Genomic DNA, 18,101 nt, shown 5'->3' with positions numbered 1-18,101 from the left:
GTCAGCCGGTGAGGGCGCGTTCGGCGGGTGTCGACACGGTACGCACCGTCGTCGGCGGGCTGCCGTCGGGTGCGAGGATGTGCAGCAGGGACGCGTCGCCGAGGTCCTGACGAAGCAGGAAGCAGCCATCGGATGCCTCGACGGACCGTCGTCGGACACGGAGTTCGGTGAGTCCCGGGTCGCAACTGTGGTCGCCCGGGCCGTCGACGTCGCGGATCACGACTTGCGCGGTCGGCGGAACAGTGGCGCCGACACCGAACAGCAGCGGGTCGTCGATGGCTGTGGCCAGCGGGAGCCATTGCGCGGGACGGTCGGTGACCACATGCCCGCGGACGCCGAGCGCGGCGAGCCGGACCGCCGTCTGTCGGACGAGGCGCGGCTCGGCCGCGATGTCGACTCGGTCGACGAGCGGGCCAGCCAGACGCAGAGCGACCGGTGCACCGGACTCGGTCGCGCCGACCACCTGGCCGTCGCCGCCGATCGGCGGAGCCGAGCCGACGAACCCGTCCGGAGTCAACGTCGCGACGATCTGCGCGGCGTCGTGGACGGTCCATGCCGCGTCCGCAGAGAGCGCTGCCGCAGGCAACGGCGCCAGACGGGTATGCGGCGCGGCGGCCGCGATCACTCTCCGCACGCACCACAGGACGGCGCGGAGCGTTCCGGCCGCCCCGCCGCCGCGCAGAGCAACGGCGTCGCCGCACTGCTCGGGGTCGATGTGGACGACGAGCGCGACGCTGCGATGCGATGCAGGGTCCAGCGGACCGAGGAGGCTGCGGTACGCGCGTGCGGCGGGCCCGTCGCCCCAGGAAGCGAGGGTGCGAGTGACCACGTCGATCCGGACCGGACGCGCGTCCGCGTAGTCGAAGCAGCGTGCGATGGCGTCGATCGGAAGCCGGGGGCGGGGACCGTCGGGCAGCAGGACCGGTGTGGGCGGCCCCGGCACGACGGACAGCACCGACACGAGTCGCGGCCCGTCGAGGTGGACGCCGACGAAGCCGTCGTCGTAGGGGACGTCGAACGGTGCGGGATGCAGAGACCGCTGGTCCCGACGTATGAGCAGTCGCATGTGAATTCCCCCGAATCGCGTGGCGTCACAGTACAACGCGACTAGCGTGCCTGTATCGGATTCGATATCGGGGAATCGACCGATTCAGGGGGAATGTCATCAATGGCCAGACACATCACAACGCGCGCCCAGGTCAGCGGCTACCGGTTCGGGCTCGCGAGAGCCGAGCACGCGCTGATTCGTCGGGACGTGCGGATGCTCCACGATCCGATGCGGTCGCAGAGTCGAGCGCTCATCGCAGGCGTCGTGATCGCAGTGCTCATCGTGGCGGGAGCTGGTGTGTACGGACTCGTCCGGCCCGCCCCGTCGGTCGGTGACGCCCAGATCGTCACCGATCCGGGCGGCGCCATGTTCGTCCTCGTCGACGGTGTCATGCACCCGGTGTTGAATCTGGCGTCGGCACGGTTGGTCGTCGGCAGTCCCGCGCCGGTCAAGTCGGTCAGTGCGGCGTCGTTGCGGGAGCATCCGCGTGGCCCGACGCTGGGAATCGCGGGCGCACCCGCATCGCTGCCCGGACCTGCCGCCGACGGCGACTCCGCCTGGACGATGTGCGACGGACCCGACGGCACGACCGTGCTGTCCGGCATCGACCCGCACGCGGCCGCGGCCGACACCGGCGTCCTCGTGTCTTACGGCGATGAGCGATGGCTGCTCTTCACCGATCGGCACGGTGAGGGCCCCGTGCCGGTGAAGGCCAGAATCGACACGACTCGCGTGGAGGTGATGCGTGCGCTGGGACTCGAAGGGGTAGAACCTCGTCCGGTGTCCGCCGTGCTGCTCGACGCCTTTCCGGAGCGGCCCGCACTCGCGGTGCCCGACGTGCCGGGCAGGGGAGCGGCCGGTCCGCTCGGGGCGAGGGTCGGCACCGTCGTCCGCACCGCGACCGTCGACGGCGCGTACGCCTACCGGGTCGTGCTGTCCGACGGCGTCCAACAGGTGCCGGAGACTGCGGCAGACATGCTGCTCGCCGTCGACGCCGACGTCGCGCCGACGGTCCGTGACATCGCGCCGGCCGAACTGACGAGGATCCCGGTCGTCGACCGCCTCCCCGTGGGGCACTTCCCGGATACGGCGCCGACCATACGAGGCGGAACCGACGTGGTGTGCCGACACTGGACACGGGGACGCGACGATGCGGCGGCCGACGAACGACTCGTCGTCGCCGCCCGCCTGCCCGTTCCCGACGGCCGGACCCCGGTCCGCCTCGGCTCAGCGGACGGTGTCGCAGGCCCAGGCCTCGATGCGGTCTATCTCGCGCCCGGAACCGCCGAATACGTGACACTCACCGGCATGCGGGCCGACAGTCCGCTCGCGGGTCAGCGAATCCTCGTCTCCGACACCGGAGTACGGCATCGGTTGTCGGGGGACGACGCGGCGACCAGCCTCGGACTGTCGGACGCACCGGTCCGGGCTCCGTGGTCCGTGGTCTCGGTGATACCGGCGGGTCCCGAACTCAGTCGGGTCGCGGCATTGACGATGCGCGACGTCGTGCGGTGAGCCGAACGGTCAGTGGGCGACACACTTCAGTCGAAGCCTCAGCGGCCTGCGGCGAGGATCCGGACCATCTGTTCCCAGTCGTCGGCGATCTGCTCGTGCGTCAGCCCGCCGACCGACATGAGGTGGCGGACGGTGATCGCGTCGATCGGCGCTTGAACGGCGTGTGCGATGACGTCGACGCCGCTGGAGAAGCCGATCTGGCGAAGAAGGATCTTGACGTGCTGGGTCGACATCGCCCACACGGGATGCGCCAGGCGGTCCGGGTCGTCGGAGTTGGCCTCGAGGAGTAGGTCGAGGTGGTCGACCGTCATCTTGAGGCGGGCGCGACCATAGGCGACGAGCCGATCGAGCGGATGGCCGCCGGGGCCGAGCGGCTCGGGGCCCGACAGCATCGCCTGCTGCAGGTCTGACTCGGAGTGGTCCAGGAGTGCATGCATGAGGCCGGTCCGGTTGCCGAAACGGCGGAACACGGTGCCCTTGCCGACGCCTGCGGCGCGGGCCACGGCGTCCATCGTGACGGCTGAGGCTCCGTGGTGATCGATCAGCGACTTGGCGGCAGCGAGCAGAAGTCGGCGGTTGCGTGCGGCGTCAGCGCGTTCGGGCGACGGCGGCGGTCCGCCGACGACCGGCAGGCCGACGGGGTCGTGGTCCGAGATCGCCATGGCCCGACATTAGCCGATAGTCGCGTTCACCTGCGATTCATCCGCGAGGTGACCGATGTCACCGCGCTGGCGGGACTAATGGCGGACCGAGGTCCGTTTAATCTTTCGTGGAAAACGCGAGACGCCGGACCGGCGCCTGAACCGAGTGAGATTCACGTCCACGTGAACATCACACGCGAACCTCACAGCACGAGCGAACTTCATTAGGAGAGAATTCATGTCGGACAACAAGCTCACGGTCGCCATCCTCGTCGGCAGCCTGCGCGCCGCATCGGTCAACCGCCAGCTCGCGGAAGTCGCCGTCGAGAACCTGCCCGCGGGCGTGTCCGCGTCGATCGTCGACGGTCTCGGAGGCCTCGCGTTCTACAACGAGGACATCGACGTCGAGGGCTCGCTGCCCGCCGGTGTCGCCGAGTTGCGTGAGGCCGTCGCCGCGGCTGACGCAGTGCTGCTGGTGACCCCCGAGTACAACGGCACCTTGCCTGCCGTCCTCAAGAACGCCATCGACTGGCTGTCGCGTCCGTTCGGGGCGGGCGCCATGGGCGGCAAGCCGGTCGGTGTCATCGGTGCGGCGATGGGCCAGTATGCCGGCACCTGGTCGCGCCAGGACACCCGTAAGTCCGTCGGCATCGCGGGCGGCCGCGTGGTCGAGGACGTCGAGGTCGGTCTCATCACCGGCAAGCTCGACGATGCCGGTGTTCGCAGCGAGGCGATCGTCGGCCAGGTGACCGAAGCCCTCCGGGTCCTCGTCGACTCGGTGGCGGTCGCTGCCTGACCCGGTGGCGTCCGTATGAGACGGTGAGCGCCGGAGACCCCGGCCTGGACCGTCGATGAGCCCTGTGGCCGCGATTCGATCGCGGCCACAGGGCTCATTCTCTTGGGTTGAGCGGGGTGTTCGCGAGGCTCCGGGGGGCGCGTGAGGATCCTCCGGCGGCGCGGGGAGACCTTCGTTGTCACACCCTGATGATTCACTGATTGTCATGGCCCGATCCACAGTTGTTGAGTACTCCTCCACATGGCTGTGCATGACACGCCGAGTGGGCCGAGACACGCCGATCGACCTGTGGACAGAGACTCTGCGACCTGGGACTTTCACGAATGTTATTCACAAGTGATTGTGGTTCGTTGAAAACCGAACCACTAGGTGTAGTGTTTGAAGTGTCCGGGGGGCGGACAGAAGGCGATCGAATCACATCGACGTCGTTCACCGGGAAGGCCTCCCGAGCACACCACCGAAAATGTCGCAGGGAAGCGGTCACCGACCGCAGGATGAGGGAGTCTCGCCGATGGCAATCACCGTCTACACCAAGCCCGCTTGTGTCCAGTGCAATGCGACGTACAAGGCGCTCGACAAGGCCGGCCTGTCGTACGACGTCGTCGACATCAGTCAGGACGACGAGGCTCGCGATTACGTCATGGCTCTCGGCTACCTGCAGGCTCCGGTCGTCGTCGACGGCGACGACCACTGGTCGGGCTTCCGTCCCGACCGCATCAAAGCCCTCGCGGTCGGCGCAGCCTGAGTCCCGGCCGATGTCTGCGGCCGCCGACGAGATACCGGGCCGCGACGACCTGCCGTTGATCGTGTACTTCTCGTCCGTCTCGGAGAACACCCAACGCTTCGTGTACAAACTCGGAGCCCGATCGCAGCGGATCCCGCTGATCGACCGGGAGGGCGCTTTCCGAGTGGATGAGCCGTACGTGCTGATCAGTCCGACCTACGGGGGCGGGAAGGTCAGCGACAACGGGGCGATCACCGCTCACGCAGGCGGCGGCTACGTACCGAAACAAGTCATCAAATTCCTCAACGTCGAACACAATCGAGCGTTGATCCGCGGAGTGATCGCCGCCGGTAATACGAACTTCGGAGCGGAGTTCGCTATGGCGGGCGACATCATCGCAGCCAAATGCCACGTGCCCTATCTGTATCGGTTCGAGTTGATGGGCACACCAGAGGACGTCATCCGAGTACAGGACGGCCTCGCCGACTTCACCCGAACACACCGCGCACCAGCGCACTAGACACTTCCAGGAGCCATCGTGTCGCCCACAGTCACCGCATTAGATTCCACCGTCTCGGCCAGCCAGTCCGGCGTCCACGCGAGCCCCGCGGGCCATGGGGCGGGGGAGATGGACTTCCACGCCCTCAACGCGATGCTCAACCTGTACGACGAGGACGGGAAGATCCAGTTCGAGATGGACAAGGAGGCGGCGCGGCAGTACTTCCTGCAGCACGTCAACCAGAACACGGTCTTCTTCCACGACCTCGACGAGAAGCTCGACTACCTCGTCAAGGAGAACTACTACGAGCCCGAGGTCCTCGCGCAGTACGACCGCGAGTTCGTCAAGCTGCTGTTCGGCCATGCCTTCAGCAAGAAGTTCCGGTTCCCGACGTTCCTCGGCGCGTTCAAGTACTACACGAGCTACACGCTCAAGACGTTCGACGGCAAGCGCTACCTGGAGCGCTTCGAGGACCGCGTCTGCATGGTCGCGCTGACCCTCGCCGCCGGTGACACCGCCCTCGCTCGCAATCTCGTCGACGAGATCCTGGACGGACGCTTCCAGCCGGCCACTCCGACATTCCTGAACTCGGGCAAGAAGCAGCGAGGCGAGCCGGTCTCGTGCTTCCTGCTCCGTATCGAGGACAACATGGAGTCGATCGGGCGGTCGATCAACTCGGCGCTCCAGCTGTCCAAGCGCGGCGGCGGCGTCGCACTGCTGCTGAGCAACGTCCGCGAGCACGGTGCGCCGATCAAGCAGATCGAGAACCAGAGCTCGGGCGTCATCCCGATCATGAAGCTGCTCGAGGACTCGTTCAGCTACGCGAACCAGCTCGGTGCCCGCCAGGGCGCAGGCGCGGTCTACCTGCACGCCCACCACCCGGACATCTACCGGTTCCTGGACACCAAGCGCGAGAATGCGGACGAGAAGATCCGCATCAAGACACTGTCGCTCGGTGTGGTGATCCCGGACATCACGTTCCAGCTCGCCAAGAACAATGACGACATGTACCTGTTCAGTCCGTACGACGTGGAGCGGGTGTACGGCAAGCCGTTCGCCGATGTGAACGTGACCGACGAGTACCACGCGATGGTCGAGGACGCTCGTATTCGGAAGACGAAGATCAAGGCGCGCGAGTTCTTCCAGACGCTCGCCGAGCTCCAGTTCGAGTCGGGCTACCCGTACGTCATGTTCGAGGACACGGTGAACCGTGCGAACCCGGTCGCAGGCAAGATCACGCACTCGAACCTGTGCTCGGAGATCCTCCAGGTCTCGACGCCGTCGGAGTTCAACGACGACCTCTCGTACTCGCACGTCGGGCGGGACATCTCGTGCAACCTGGGTTCGCTGAACATCGCGAAGACGATGGACTCGCCGGACTTCGGTCACTCCATCGAGACAGCGATCCGCGGCCTGACCGCGGTCGCCGACCAGACGTCGATCGACTCGGTTCCGTCCATCAAGCGTGCGAACGAGGACGGGCACGCCATCGGCCTCGGTCAGATGAACCTGCACGGCTACCTCGCGCGGGAGCGGATCTTCTACGGCAGCGAAGAGGGCATCGACTTCACGAACATGTACTTCTACACGGTCGCGTACCACGCGATTCGTGCGTCCAACCGGATCGCTCAGGAGCGCGGCAGCGCCTTCGTGGGCTTCGAGGACAGCAAGTACGCGTCGGGCGAGTTCTTCGACAAGTACATCGACCAGGTGTGGGAGCCGAAGACCGACAAGGTGCGCGACCTCTTCGCCCGCTCGGGAACCGATGTGAACGGCCAGCTGTTCGCCGACGGCGGGATCAACATCCCGACGCAGGACGACTGGCGTGAGCTGAAGGCCAGCGTGCAGAAGCACGGCATCTACAACCAGAACCTGCAGGCCGTCCCGCCGACCGGATCGATCAGTTACATCAACAACTCGACGAGCTCGATCCACCCGGTCGCGTCGAAGATCGAGATCCGCAAGGAAGGCAAGATCGGCCGCGTCTACTACCCGGCGCCGTACCTGACGAACGACAACCTGGAGTACTACCAGGACGCGTACGAGATCGGTTACGAGAAGGTCATCGACACCTATGCCGCGGCGACGCAGCACGTCGACCAGGGCCTGAGCCTGACCCTGTTCTTCAAGGACACCGCGAGCACCCGCGACGTCAACAAGGCGCAGATCTACGCATGGCGCAAGGGCATCAAGACGCTCTACTACATCCGCCTTCGCCAGATGGCCCTCGAAGGCACCGAGGTGGAAGGCTGCGTCAGCTGCATGTTGTGAGCTGACTGCATCGATATGCAGATAGAACGGCGCGTCGCCCTGGGCGGCGCGCCGTTTCCGTTGGTCGAGCGGAGTCGAGACCCCGATCGAGCCGTCCCTCCCCGCTGATCGAGCGGTCCCTCCTGCTGATCGAGCGGAGTCGAGATGGTGGCCTCGACGCGGTTCGGCCAGCCCATGAGAACTACAGTGAGCCGTATGAAAGCCGTTGTGTGCAGCCGAGGCCGATTGACCGTCGACGACGTCGCCGACCTGACGCCGGGACGAGGGCAACTGGTGCTGGAGGTGACGAGGACCGGGATCTGCGGATCTGATCTCCACGCACGTCATCACGCGGACGTCGTCGCCGAGGTCGCGGAGACCGCGGGGTACTCCCACATGATGCGATTCGATCAGCGCGTCGTGATGGGCCACGAGTTCGTCGGAACCGTCGCCGAGTACGGACCGGGCTGCCACAAGCGGTGGAAGGCGGGCACACGCGTCGTCGCGCTCCCGATGACCGGTGAGGACGACGGACCACAGCTGATCGGATTGTCCGAGCGGGCGCCGGGCGCGTACGCCGAACGCGTCGTCGTCCAGGAATCGATGACAATGCCGGTCCTGGACAGTCTCTCCGACGACGAGGCGGCTCTCACCGAACCGATGGCGGTGGCCTGGCACGCGGTCCGCCGAGGTGACCTCGGACGAGGGCAGGCCGCCGTGGTGATCGGCTGTGGACCCATCGGGCTCGCCGTCATCGCGATGCTGAAGGCCTCGGGTGTGAAGAATGTCGTGGCCAGCGACCTGTCGCAGCGCCGCCGCGAACTGGCTCGCGAAGTCGGAGCCGACATCGTCGTCGATCCGCGCGAGACCGACCCGTTCGACGCCTACAAACCCGGCCGTAACGAGCTGCGGTCGGTGTCCGACCTGGTCGGCCTCGCGCTGGGCACCATGGGGAAGCTCCGTACGCTGCCCGGCCCGATTCCGTGGTGGCATGTGTTCCGGCTGGCCGAACGTCTCGGCGAGGTCCCCGCAGGTCCCGTCGTCTTCGAATGCGTCGGTGTCCCCGGAGTGATCTCGCAACTCGTCGACTCCGCTCCGCCTCGGTCGCGGATCGTCGTCGTCGGCGTGTGCATGGAGCAGGACTCCTTCATGCCCGCGATGGCGGGCAGCAAGGAGATCGACTTCCGGTTCGTCTTCGGCTACGACCCGGGCGAGTTCTACGAGACCCTGCAGATGATGGCGAGTGGCAAAGTCGACGTGAAGCCGCTGATCACCGGAACCGTCGGACTCGCCGGGGTGGAGGCGGCGTTCGACGCGCTCGCCGATCCCGAGGTGCACGCGAAGATTCTCGTGGACCCGAGGAGCGCGAAGACCGAGGTCTGAGGGTCAGGCTGCGCGTTGCACCTTCATGTCGGTGATGAAGCGCGTCGCGCCGACCGACATGTACGTACCGGTCAGCGCGACCATCGCGACCGCGGCCGACCTCGGCAGATCGCCGCGGACGAGATGCGCGGTGCCGTGTGCTGTATCGGTGATGTCGACCATGAGGGAGAGTCGTTGCCAGCGGGGCCGTTCAGCCTGCGGGGTTGTCAGATAGCCGACTCCGAGGGCGATCGCGCGCGCCCCGAATATTCTCGTCATGTAGTCCAATTCCGGTGTCTGCTTGACGCTCAGGCCCCGAGCGAGCGCTCCCGGCGCGGCGAGGGACGCCGCACCGAGCGCTATCCGTCCGATGGCGAGACCACGGAGCGCAGCCAGCAGAGGGTCTCGAGCCTTCGCGTCATCTGTGCTCATCGTCACATAGTGGCACGATGGGTGGTCGCTGCCAACCCGCTCCTCAGGCTCCTCGTTACGAGAGGTGCCACGCGAACGCCGCCGCGATCGCGCCTGCGCCGTTCGCGGCCCAGTGCAGCGCGATGCACGGGAGCAGGCTGCCGGTCCGCACGCGGAGCCAGCCGAACACCGCGCCCGACGCAGCGGTGAACGCCACTGCCCCGATCACGCTGAGCGCCTGGCCAGCGGCGCCGGAGCCGACCACGCTCCCGATTCCCGCATTGCCCTCGGCCAGCCCGATCGACGACACGATGTGCCACAGGCCGAACAGGACGGCTTGAACGGAGATCGCGACAGCGACCGAGTGACGGCGCAGCAGCGCACCGGTCACGATGCCGCGGAACAGGAGTTCCTCGGGGATCACCGTCTGCAATGGGATCAACACGAACGCCGAGAACAGCGCCCACCGAAGGTCTCGGTAGGCGTCGTTGTGGAACAGGTCGCGCAGTGGCGGGACGGCGAGGGCGAGGCCGATCGCAGCCACCACGACGACGACGATCACTGCCGCCCAGCGGGCGCCCCGGGCCCAGGTGCCGGGCGACAAGCCGAGATCGGCGGCACGCAGACCCGAGCCGACGGCCAACGCTGCGGCGACGAGCGCGGTGATCGTCACGATCCACCGCGACCACGTGTCGTGGGTGAAGTGCATCATCGTCTCCGCAGCGAAGACGGCGACGATGAGCGCGATCAGCAGGTAGTAGTAGCGGACACGCTGGCGGACGAGTTGTGATCCTGTGCGCGGCGGGGGCGAGAGTGCCACATCGTCCTCCTCGCGTAATTGCAGGGTCAGGCGATTCTATCGGCGTGTCGCCGCGCGCCACGCCGAGAGCCATCAAGACACACGATGTTGTGTTGCGTTGGCTCGTCGCCCCCAAGCGGTAGGGTTGAGCCGTTCCGATCGATCGCTATTTCTTCAACGCGAGGTGTCATGTCTGAGATCGCCCACAGTCCTGCAGAAGGTGCTCCGGTGAAGCTGGTGAGCCGGGTGTCGGCCATCAACTGGAACCGGGTGACCGACGACAAGGACGCCGAGGTCTGGGACCGTCTGACCGGCAACTTCTGGTTGCCCGAGAAGGTCCCGGTGTCGAACGACATCCCGTCCTGGGGCACGCTCACCGAGTACGAGAAGACCCTCACGATGCGGGTCTTCACCGGCCTGACCCTGCTCGACACGATCCAGGGCACGGTCGGCGCCATCTCGCTGATCCCGGACGCCGTCACCCCGCACGAAGAAGCGGTGATGACGAACATCGCGTTCATGGAGTCGGTGCACGCCAAGAGCTACAGCTCGATCTTCTCCACCCTCTGCTCCACCAAGGAGATCGACGAGGCGTTCCGCTGGTCCGAGGAGAACGAGCATCTGCAGCGCAAGGCGCAGATCATCATGGACTACTACCGCGGCGACGACCCGCTCAAGCGCAAGGTGGCGTCGACGCTCCTCGAGTCGTTCCTGTTCTACTCCGGCTTCTACCTGCCGATGTACTGGTCGTCGCGCGCCAAGCTGACGAACACCGCGGACATGATCCGGCTGATCATCCGCGACGAGGCCGTCCACGGCTACTACATCGGCTACAAGTACCAGCGCGGACTCGAGACGCAGACGCCCGAGCGTCGCGCCGAGCTCAAGGACTACACGTTCGAACTGCTCTTCGAGCTGTACGACAACGAGACCGACTACACCGAGGGCCTCTACGACGAGGTCGGCCTGAGTGAGGACGTCAAGAAGTTCCTGCGCTACAACGCGAACAAGGCGCTGATGAACCTCGGCTACGAGGCGATGTTCCCGAAGGACGAGACCGCGGTGAACCCTGCGATCCTGTCGGCGCTCTCGCCGAACGCCGACGAGAACCACGACTTCTTCTCCGGATCCGGAAGCTCGTACGTCATCGGCAAGGCCGTCAACACCGAAGACGACGATTGGGACTTCTGAGCCGACTGGACTTCTAAGCCGAGACTGGACTTCTCACTAACCTGTGATTCGGTGTCACCCACTGACACCGAATCACAGGTTAGACGTTTGAATCCCTACGTCCGCCGTTTCAACTCCGCGTAGAACGTCGCCAGGTCGTCGAACGCCTCGGCGAGCTGAGTGGCCGGAACGCCGGACACCCGCAGGGCCGTCCGCAGCGCGGCAGGCTCCAGTTCGGTGAGCGCATCGACGGCGGGAAACGGGGGAGGGGGCGGCAGGACGACGGTGTCGCCGTAGAAGTCCTCGGGCAGCACGTCGCCGGACTGCGGGGCGGCCGCTGTGTCGATTGACCCCGAGTCGCCTCCCGCGGCAGCGAGCAGCGACGGCAGATCGGTGCCCATCACCTGCAACAACGTGGTGGGTCGGCGATCGATCTCCGCGGCGACCTCGAATGCGGTAGCCAGCACGTGGATGCAGCGCGGAGCCTCGTCCGGACAGGTGCAACTCGACTCGACGTCGGCCGACTCCGTCGGAGCGATCAGATTGCCAAGCCCGGCAGGCTGTTCGCCGCGCGCCAACGCGAGCAGATCGTCCACGTCGCCGGTGGTCCGCAGCAAGCCGACGACGGTGTCGGCGTCGACGGATCGCGTCCGCAGGATCACATCGAACGGATCGAGCTGGGAGCCCCGCACCGACGAGGTGATCGATCCTTCGCCGATCGACAGGTCGTCGACGTGCCGATCGCGGAAGTAGCGTCGCGCACCGGTGATGTGCCGATGGTCGGCTCCGACTTCGACGACGGACACGAAGGCTCGCGACCAGCCGGTGATTCCGTAGCCGCGAATCGGTGCGGCCTTGCGTCTGCGCCCCGTCATTCGCCGACCGCCTCGTCGCGCAGCGCCAACAGATCGAACAGTGCGTCGTCGTCGAGGTCCGACAGCCAACTCTCGCCCGTCTTCACCGTCAACTGCGACAACTCCCGTTTCGCCGTCACCATCTCGTCGATCCGCTCCTCCAACGTGCCGACACAGACGAACTTGCGGACCTGGACGTTGCGGGTCTGCCCGATCCGGTAGGCGCGGTCGGTCGCCTGGTCTTCGACCGCCGGATTCCACCAGCGGTCGGCGTGGATGACGTGGTTGGCGGCGACGAGGTTCAGTCCGGTGCCGCCTGCCTTCAACGTCGCGAGCAGGACCGGCGGGCCGCCGTCGCTCTGGAACCGTTCGACCATCGTGTCGCGCTCGGTACGTGAACGACCGCCGTGCAGCACCGGGACCTCGACTCCGAGGATCGGCGACAGCCACCCTGCGAGCAGATCGGCGAACGCCGCGAACTGCGTGAAGACCAGCGCCTTGTCACCTTCGGCGATCAACGTCGTCAGCACGTCGATCATCAACTCCACCTTGCCGGAGCGGTGGTGGCGTCTGCGCATCAGCGGCGAACCGTCCGCGAGATAGTGCGCCGGATGATTGCAGATCTGTTTGAGTCGCGTGAGTGCGGCGAGGACGCTGCGGCGCCGTTCGCCGACCGGATTGCGTTCGGCGAGCGCCTCGTGCAGTTCGTTGAGGACGGCCTGGTAGAGACCGGCTTGCTCGGTGGTCAGGTTGGTCCGCACGATCAGCTCCGACTTGTCCGGCAGGTCCGGGGCGACGTCGGGATCGGTCTTGGTCCGGCGCAGGATGAACGGGCCGGTGAGTGCGTTGAGACGGCGCAACGCGTCGCGGTCCCGGTCGCGTTCGATGGGCTCGGCGAAGCGGGACCGAAACGCGGACGCCGTACCCAGCATTCCCGGATTCACCAGGTCGACGACGGCGCGGAGATCTTCCAATCGGTTCTCGACAGGTGTTCCGGTCAACGCGATACGGAGTCTGGCCGGCACGGCACGCAACGCCTTCGCGGCAGCGGTGTTCACGTTCTTCACGTGCTGAGCCTCGTCGACGACCAGTTCGCTCCACGGCAGCGCAGCCAGGTCGGCCCGGTCCCGAGCGAGAGTCGCGAACGTCGTCAACACCACGTCGACGTCGCCGGAACGAATCGAGTCGACCGAGCGCCCAGCTCCGTGGTGGACGGCGACGCGCAGACTGGGTGCGAACGTCGCCAGCTCGCGGTGCCAGTTCCCGATCACCGACATCGGGCACACGACGAGCGCGGGCGGACGGTGCCCGTCGTCGACTCTCATCGTCGTGAGCAGTGCGATGACCTGCACCGTCTTACCGAGACCCATGTCGTCGGCGAGGACAGCGCCTGCCCCGAGCTCGCCGAGCGTGTGCAGCCAGTCGAGGCCGCGCTGTTGATACGGGCGCAGTTGGGCGTGCAGCGACGCAGGCGCCTGTACCGGCGCGGGAACGATCGCTCCGCCGCGCGCGACGTCGTCGAGCCACCCGAGGCCGTGGACCGACGAGACCGGCACCGGCAGTCGGTCGACCGGATCGGCGACGAGATTCAACAGCTCGCCCATCGTCGGTTTGGCGTCCGGGTCGGAGACTGCGCGTTGGGCGGCGAGGAAGGCCGCGGCGCGATGCAGGGCGGCGCCTTCGGCGCGCAGCCACCGCCCACGTACCTTGACCAGATTCCCATGCTGTTGAGCGAGTTCGTCGAGGTCGGACTGAGTGAGCTCCGGCGAGTCCGGAGCGTCGCCGAGCGCCAACCGCCACTCGAAGTCGGAGATCTCGTCGAGGCCGACGAACCCCGGGCGTGAGCCGCCGTCCGGGATCGCTTTAGCCGCCCGCAGGGACAGGCTCGGCGAGATGGCCGCGATCGTCCGGGGCAGTAAGACGGTGATCCCGGCCTCGGAGATCGCCGCGGCGCCGTGCGTGAACAAGTCGTCGACCGCCGGGGTGTCGAGCAGGAAGTCGAGTGAGTGCGGATCTGTGTCGGCGGTCGCGAGCGGTCCGAAGGCGCGGACCGCGGTCGCGAGGTCGCCGGTGATTGACTCCAACTCGTGCGGGTCGATCCGATGCGGCGCGACGGCCACCACGTCGCCGGTCGCCGTATGGCGACACACCTCGAGACGCCATCGTTCGTCGCCGGGCGACGTCGGCTCGTCGGGCGGCTCGTGCAGACGGAGCACCAGCGATGCAGCCTCCGGTCCGACGGTGGCCAGCCAGTCCGTCCACGCGCCGCGCGCGCCGGGCAGATCGGGTACCGGTGACGGAGCCTGCGCGGCGAGGCCTGCGATCAACGGGACCTGCGACCCGACCCGATCACCGATCCGGCGTCTGACCTCGTGATCGATCAATTCGTTCGCGAAATCGGTGATGGCCGACGATCCGCCGTTGTCCGCGACCGCCGCAGGCGCAGCCCCGTGCGCGACCTGCAGCCATGCGCGCCAGGCGCTCGTCGGCATCGGCAGCCACCGCACCTCGACGATGCCTGCGATCTCGACTGTGCCAGGCGCGACGGCACCTGCATCGATCGCCGAACGCACGCCTGCGAGGAGATACCGGTAGAACGCGACGTCGCCGCCGGGCGTCAGGTGGTCGAACCGATCGAGCAGTTGGACGGCGGTCGGCACTCCGACGGCGGTGGCGTGGACGAACTCGCGGCCACCGGTCGTGGTCCGGAGTTCGATGGGATGGCGCAGCCGCCGTCCGCCGATCAGATCGACGAGAGTCGACGGCACCTCGGCGACGTCGTCGAGGAGCGTTCCCGCGGCCGCCGACGAAGCGTCGATCGCGGGCCACACCGCGAGTCCGACACCGGGGCGCCATAGGACGCGCAGGGTAGGAGCCTTCACGGGCACACCTTCATGGGCACAGTTATACGTCGACCCGCTGACAATATTCTCGACCGACTGCAGCTCTTCTACCGACTCCAGCGTCTCTACCGACTTCAGGCCTAGTCGCCGGAACTGCTGCTGTTCAGCGATTCCTTGAGGTCGTTGACGATCAGCCAACCGGCTGCGACGCCGGGTCGGCCATACCAGACGTCGTCGTTCACCGACAGCACGCGCTTCCAGGTGGGAGCGCCCAGGTTGAGCCATTCGTCCGACAGGACGACGTCCTTGCCGCGGTCACGACCGCCCTGACCCTCATAGCTGACGTAGATGAGGTCGGCGTCCGCGTCGGCCATGTTCGCGTCCGTCATCGGCACGGCGTCGGGCGTGCGCTGCGGCGCCGGACGGGACACGCCGACCAGGGACATGACCTGTGCGCCGAACGACGAGGTGCCTTCGATGAACGATTCATCGGGCGTGAAGCGCACCAACGACACCTGGCTGTGCGAGGCGTCCATGACGCGCCCGACGCGAGTCGCCTCGGCGATGAACTCGTCGACCCGTTGCTGGCCGGCCGCCGACCTGTTGGTGGCCGCGGCGACGCCCAGTAGGGATGCCTTCCAGTCGTCGGACGGTTCGACGACGGCGGTGCGCGCGTCGCCGAGTGCGCCCGTCGCCGTCAGCGCGTCGAGGCTCTTCGCGGTGCCCGGCGTCGACAGCACGAGGTCGGGCGAGGCCTGGCGGACTGCGGCTGCGTCTGGTGTGTCGCCGATGGCCGGCACCGCGGCCAACTGCGGGCCGAGGTACTCGGGCACCGAACCGGGCGCGGCGGTGATCGCTCTGACCTGAGGTCCGAGGCCGAGCGCGCACAGGCCGTCGAGCAGGGCGGGGTCGGTGACGACGATGCGCTTCGGATCCGTGCGGCCCGGATCGACGGCGGTCGGCGCGAGACAGGTACGAGAGAAGTCTCGACCGGCTCCGACTATGTTGACCTCGGCGAACCGGGTGGTCGTCGTGGAGATCACCGACCCCTCGGGGGTGCGGAGCAGTCCGTCGTCGCTGCCGCATGCCGACAGGCCGACGGCGAGGGCTGCGGCGCACGCCAGGGCGGCGGTGGTGGTGCTCATGCGACCGCGTGCGAGTCGTCGAGGGAATTGGTGCACGCGCCCACGCTAGCACCGGTCCGCTGCACGTCGATCGGGCCGCGAACACGTAAGTACGACAGTTCGTAGGACCCACTCGGAATCGTGGCCGCCTCTGGTCTACGATCGATATTGCAGCGCGCTGTCTTCGGTCGGCGCCACAGCAGTAGACGGACGAAGGTCCAGTGCCGCCGACCGGGACAACGGACGCAACGGTGCTCACGAGGAGGAATCAGTGACCGCGGTAGAACAGCCGACGACCCGGGTGGAGGCCGAGCGCCCCTATCCGGAGCGTTACCAGCCTAAAGGCTCTTTCTTCTACAAACTCATCACGACTACCGATCACAAGCTGATCGGTCAGATGTACATCGTCACCTGTTTCGCCTTCTTCCTCGTCGGCGGTCTGATGGCGCTTCTGATGCGTGCTGAGCTCGCTCATCCGGGACTTCAGTTCCTGTCGAATGAGCAGTTCAACCAGCTGTTCACGATGCACGGCACCGTGATGTTGCTGATGTACGCGACGCCGATCGTCATCGGCTTCGCCAACTTCGTTCTGCCGCTTCAGATCGGCTCGCCCGACGTGGCGTTCCCGCGTCTGAACTCGCTCGGCTACTGGTTGTTCCTGTTCGGCAACCTGGTGGCCCTCGGCGGCTTCCTCACCCCGGGCGGTGCCGCCGACTTCGGTTGGACGGCGTACACGCCGCTCACCGACATGGTGCACTCGCCGGGCCTCGGCGCCGACCTGTGGATCATGGGTCTGGCAGTCGCCGGTCTGGGCACCATCCTCGGCGCCGTCAACATGATCACCACCGTCGTGTGTCTGCGCGCACCGGGCATGACCATGTTCCGCATGCCGATCTTCACCTGGAACATCCTCGTCACCAGTGTTTTGATCCTGCTGATCTTCCCGCTGCTGACCGCAGCGCTCATGGGCCTCGAGGTGGACCGCCAGTTCGGCGCCCACCTGTACGACCCGGCCAACGGCGGCGTGATCCTCTGGCAGCACCTGTTCTGGTTCTTCGGTCACCCCGAGGTCTACGTCATCGCCATCCCGTTCTTCGGCATCGTGTCCGAGGTGTTCCCGGTGTTCTCGCGCAAGCCGATCTTCGGCTACTCGGGTCTGGTGTACGCGACCCTCGCGATCGCTGCTCTGTCGGTGGCCGTCTGGGCGCACCACATGTACGTGACCGGATCGGTCCTGCTGCCGTTCTTCTCGTTCATGACGTTCCTGATCGCGATTCCGACCGGTGTGAAGTTCTTCAACTGGATCGGAACCATGTGGAAGGGCCGAATAACGTTCGAGACGCCGATGCTGTTCTCGATCGGCTTTATCGTGACCTTCCTCTTCGGTGGTCTGACCGGTGTCCTGCTCGCTGCGCCGCCGATCGACTTCCACGTGTCGGACACGTACTTCGTCGTCGCGCACTTCCACTACGTCCTCTTCGGCACCATCGTGTTCGCCACCTACGCGGGCATCTACTTCTGGTTCCCGAAGATGACCGGACGCATGCTCGACGAGACACTCGGCAAGTGGCACTTCTGGCTGACCTTCATCGGCTTCCACCTGACGTTCCTGGTGCAGCACTGGCTGGGCAACGAGGGCATGCCGCGTCGTTACGCCGACTACCTGCCGTCGGACGGGTTCACCACGCTGAACGTGGTCTCGACAGTCGGTGCGCTGGTGCTCGGTATCTCGACGCTGCCGTTCCTGTGGAACGTCTTCAAGAGTTACCGCTACGGCGAGGTCGTCACGGTCGACGACCCGTGGGGCTTCGGCAACTCGCTCGAGTGGGCCACGAGCTGCCCGCCGCCGCGTCACAACTTCACCGAGCTGCCGCGCATCCGTTCGGAGCGCCCGGCGTTCGAGCTGCACTACCCGCACATGGTTGAGCGCATGCGCGCTGAAGCCCACGTCGGTTGGGGCAGCGAGAAGCACGACGCGCACTGACGCTGTAGACACGAGAAAGGCCCGCCCGAGTTCGCTCGGGCGGGCCTTTCTCGTGCTGCGTCTCCCCGGTTGGCTCCGACC

15 protein-coding genes are annotated in these 18,101 nt (G+C 66.6%); 8 read left to right on the top strand and 7 right to left on the bottom strand.

The window, feature by feature from the left end; all coding sequences use genetic code 11:
- Window position 1: 1 nt before the first annotated feature.
- Window positions 2-1,066, bottom strand: coding sequence for a type VII secretion protein EccE (locus L5G32_RS14280; protein WP_237011733.1), 1,065 nt, complete (start codon window positions 1,064-1,066; stop codon window positions 2-4).
- Between the two features lie 102 nt (window positions 1,067-1,168).
- Here L5G32_RS14280 and eccB point away from each other — a divergent pair, with 102 nt between their 5' ends.
- Window positions 1,169-2,563, top strand: a complete 1,395-nt coding sequence (gene eccB, locus L5G32_RS14275; protein WP_237011732.1) for a type VII secretion protein EccB — start codon at window positions 1,169-1,171, stop codon at window positions 2,561-2,563.
- A gap of 38 nt (window positions 2,564-2,601) precedes the next feature.
- Here the strand turns inward: eccB and L5G32_RS14270 are convergent, their stop codons facing one another.
- A complete protein-coding gene (locus tag L5G32_RS14270) occupies window positions 2,602-3,225 on the bottom strand; it encodes a TetR/AcrR family transcriptional regulator (protein ID WP_237011731.1) in 624 nt (207 codons plus the stop codon).
- Window positions 3,226-3,442: 217 nt separating this feature from the next.
- On the opposite strand from L5G32_RS14270, the gene L5G32_RS14265 reads away from it, so the two are divergent.
- From L5G32_RS14265 to L5G32_RS14245, 5 genes are all read left to right on the top strand, one after another.
- Window positions 3,443-4,000 (top strand): NAD(P)H-dependent oxidoreductase, encoded by a 558-nt coding sequence (locus tag L5G32_RS14265; protein WP_237011730.1) that lies wholly within the window; start codon window positions 3,443-3,445, stop codon window positions 3,998-4,000.
- A gap of 511 nt (window positions 4,001-4,511) precedes the next feature.
- Window positions 4,512-4,745, top strand: coding sequence for a glutaredoxin-like protein NrdH (gene nrdH / locus L5G32_RS14260; protein ID WP_237011729.1), 234 nt, complete (start codon window positions 4,512-4,514; stop codon window positions 4,743-4,745).
- 10 nt (window positions 4,746-4,755) lie between these two features.
- Window positions 4,756-5,244, top strand: coding sequence for a class Ib ribonucleoside-diphosphate reductase assembly flavoprotein NrdI (gene nrdI / locus L5G32_RS14255; protein ID WP_237011728.1), 489 nt, complete (start codon window positions 4,756-4,758; stop codon window positions 5,242-5,244).
- A gap of 108 nt (window positions 5,245-5,352) precedes the next feature.
- On the top strand, window positions 5,353-7,494 hold the full coding sequence (gene nrdE, locus L5G32_RS14250; protein WP_265739047.1) for a class 1b ribonucleoside-diphosphate reductase subunit alpha: 2,142 nt from the start codon (window positions 5,353-5,355) through the stop codon (window positions 7,492-7,494).
- A 195-nt stretch (window positions 7,495-7,689) separates the two neighbouring features.
- Window positions 7,690-8,856 (top strand): zinc-binding dehydrogenase, encoded by a 1,167-nt coding sequence (locus L5G32_RS14245; RefSeq protein ID WP_237011726.1) that lies wholly within the window; start codon window positions 7,690-7,692, stop codon window positions 8,854-8,856.
- A 3-nt stretch (window positions 8,857-8,859) separates the two neighbouring features.
- Here the strand turns inward: L5G32_RS14245 and L5G32_RS14240 are convergent, their stop codons facing one another.
- Both L5G32_RS14240 and L5G32_RS14235 read right to left on the bottom strand, forming a co-directional pair.
- A complete protein-coding gene (locus L5G32_RS14240) occupies window positions 8,860-9,267 on the bottom strand; it encodes a hypothetical protein (RefSeq protein WP_237011725.1) in 408 nt (135 codons plus the stop codon).
- A 55-nt stretch (window positions 9,268-9,322) separates the two neighbouring features.
- A complete protein-coding gene (locus L5G32_RS14235; protein WP_237011724.1) occupies window positions 9,323-10,066 on the bottom strand; it encodes a CPBP family intramembrane glutamic endopeptidase in 744 nt (247 codons plus the stop codon).
- Between the two features lie 168 nt (window positions 10,067-10,234).
- Between L5G32_RS14235 and nrdF the strand changes: the two genes are divergently transcribed.
- Entirely contained in the window at window positions 10,235-11,236 is a 1,002-nt protein-coding gene (gene nrdF / locus L5G32_RS14230; RefSeq protein WP_237011723.1) for a class 1b ribonucleoside-diphosphate reductase subunit beta, read from the top strand.
- Between the two features lie 95 nt (window positions 11,237-11,331).
- Here nrdF and L5G32_RS14225 read toward each other — a convergent pair whose 3' ends face one another.
- The 3 genes from L5G32_RS14225 to L5G32_RS14215 form a co-directional block, all read right to left on the bottom strand.
- Window positions 11,332-12,090 (bottom strand): SWIM zinc finger family protein, encoded by a 759-nt coding sequence (locus L5G32_RS14225; RefSeq protein WP_237011722.1) that lies wholly within the window; start codon window positions 12,088-12,090, stop codon window positions 11,332-11,334.
- On the bottom strand, window positions 12,087-14,951 hold the full coding sequence (locus tag L5G32_RS14220) for a DEAD/DEAH box helicase (RefSeq protein ID WP_237011721.1): 2,865 nt from the start codon (window positions 14,949-14,951) through the stop codon (window positions 12,087-12,089). Before L5G32_RS14220 ends, L5G32_RS14225 begins: the two co-directional genes overlap by 4 nt.
- Window positions 14,952-15,052: 101 nt before the next feature.
- Window positions 15,053-16,057: an ABC transporter substrate-binding protein gene (locus tag L5G32_RS14215; protein WP_237011720.1), complete on the bottom strand. Its 1,005-nt coding sequence runs from the start codon at window positions 16,055-16,057 to the stop codon at window positions 15,053-15,055.
- Between the two features lie 250 nt (window positions 16,058-16,307).
- Here L5G32_RS14215 and ctaD point away from each other — a divergent pair, with 250 nt between their 5' ends.
- The gene (gene ctaD / locus L5G32_RS14210) at window positions 16,308-18,020 is read left to right on the top strand and encodes an aa3-type cytochrome oxidase subunit I (RefSeq protein WP_237011719.1); all 1,713 of its coding nucleotides are present in this window, start codon (window positions 16,308-16,310) and stop codon (window positions 18,018-18,020) included.
- The last annotated feature ends 81 nt before the right edge of the window (window positions 18,021-18,101 follow it).

It is taken from the genome of Gordonia zhenghanii (genome assembly GCF_021738965.1).
In the GTDB taxonomy this organism is placed as follows: Bacteria; Actinomycetota; Actinomycetes; order Mycobacteriales; family Mycobacteriaceae; genus Gordonia; species Gordonia zhenghanii.
The sequence above is the reverse complement of the archived record's forward strand: the minus strand, read 5'-3'. Positions and strand labels throughout refer to the sequence as shown.

Bases quoted from the DNA above. Each gene is read 5' to 3' on its own strand.
- L5G32_RS14280 (WP_237011733.1), bottom strand. From the start codon at position 1,066: ATGCGACTGCTCATACGTCGGGACCAGCGGTCTCTGCATCCCGCACCG.
- eccB (WP_237011732.1), top strand. From the start codon at position 1,169: ATGGCCAGACACATCACAACGCGCGCCCAGGTCAGCGGCTACCGGTTC.
- L5G32_RS14270 (WP_237011731.1), bottom strand. From the start codon at position 3,225: ATGGCGATCTCGGACCACGACCCCGTCGGCCTGCCGGTCGTCGGCGGA.
- L5G32_RS14265 (WP_237011730.1), top strand. From the start codon at position 3,443: ATGTCGGACAACAAGCTCACGGTCGCCATCCTCGTCGGCAGCCTGCGC.
- nrdH (WP_237011729.1), top strand. From the start codon at position 4,512: ATGGCAATCACCGTCTACACCAAGCCCGCTTGTGTCCAGTGCAATGCG.
- nrdI (WP_237011728.1), top strand. From the start codon at position 4,756: ATGTCTGCGGCCGCCGACGAGATACCGGGCCGCGACGACCTGCCGTTG.
- nrdE (WP_265739047.1), top strand. From the start codon at position 5,353: ATGGACTTCCACGCCCTCAACGCGATGCTCAACCTGTACGACGAGGAC.
- L5G32_RS14245 (WP_237011726.1), top strand. From the start codon at position 7,690: ATGAAAGCCGTTGTGTGCAGCCGAGGCCGATTGACCGTCGACGACGTC.
- L5G32_RS14240 (WP_237011725.1), bottom strand. From the start codon at position 9,267: ATGAGCACAGATGACGCGAAGGCTCGAGACCCTCTGCTGGCTGCGCTC.
- nrdF (WP_237011723.1), top strand. From the start codon at position 10,235: ATGTCTGAGATCGCCCACAGTCCTGCAGAAGGTGCTCCGGTGAAGCTG.
- L5G32_RS14225 (WP_237011722.1), bottom strand. From the start codon at position 12,090: ATGACGGGGCGCAGACGCAAGGCCGCACCGATTCGCGGCTACGGAATC.
- L5G32_RS14215 (WP_237011720.1), bottom strand. From the start codon at position 16,057: ATGAGCACCACCACCGCCGCCCTGGCGTGCGCCGCAGCCCTCGCCGTC.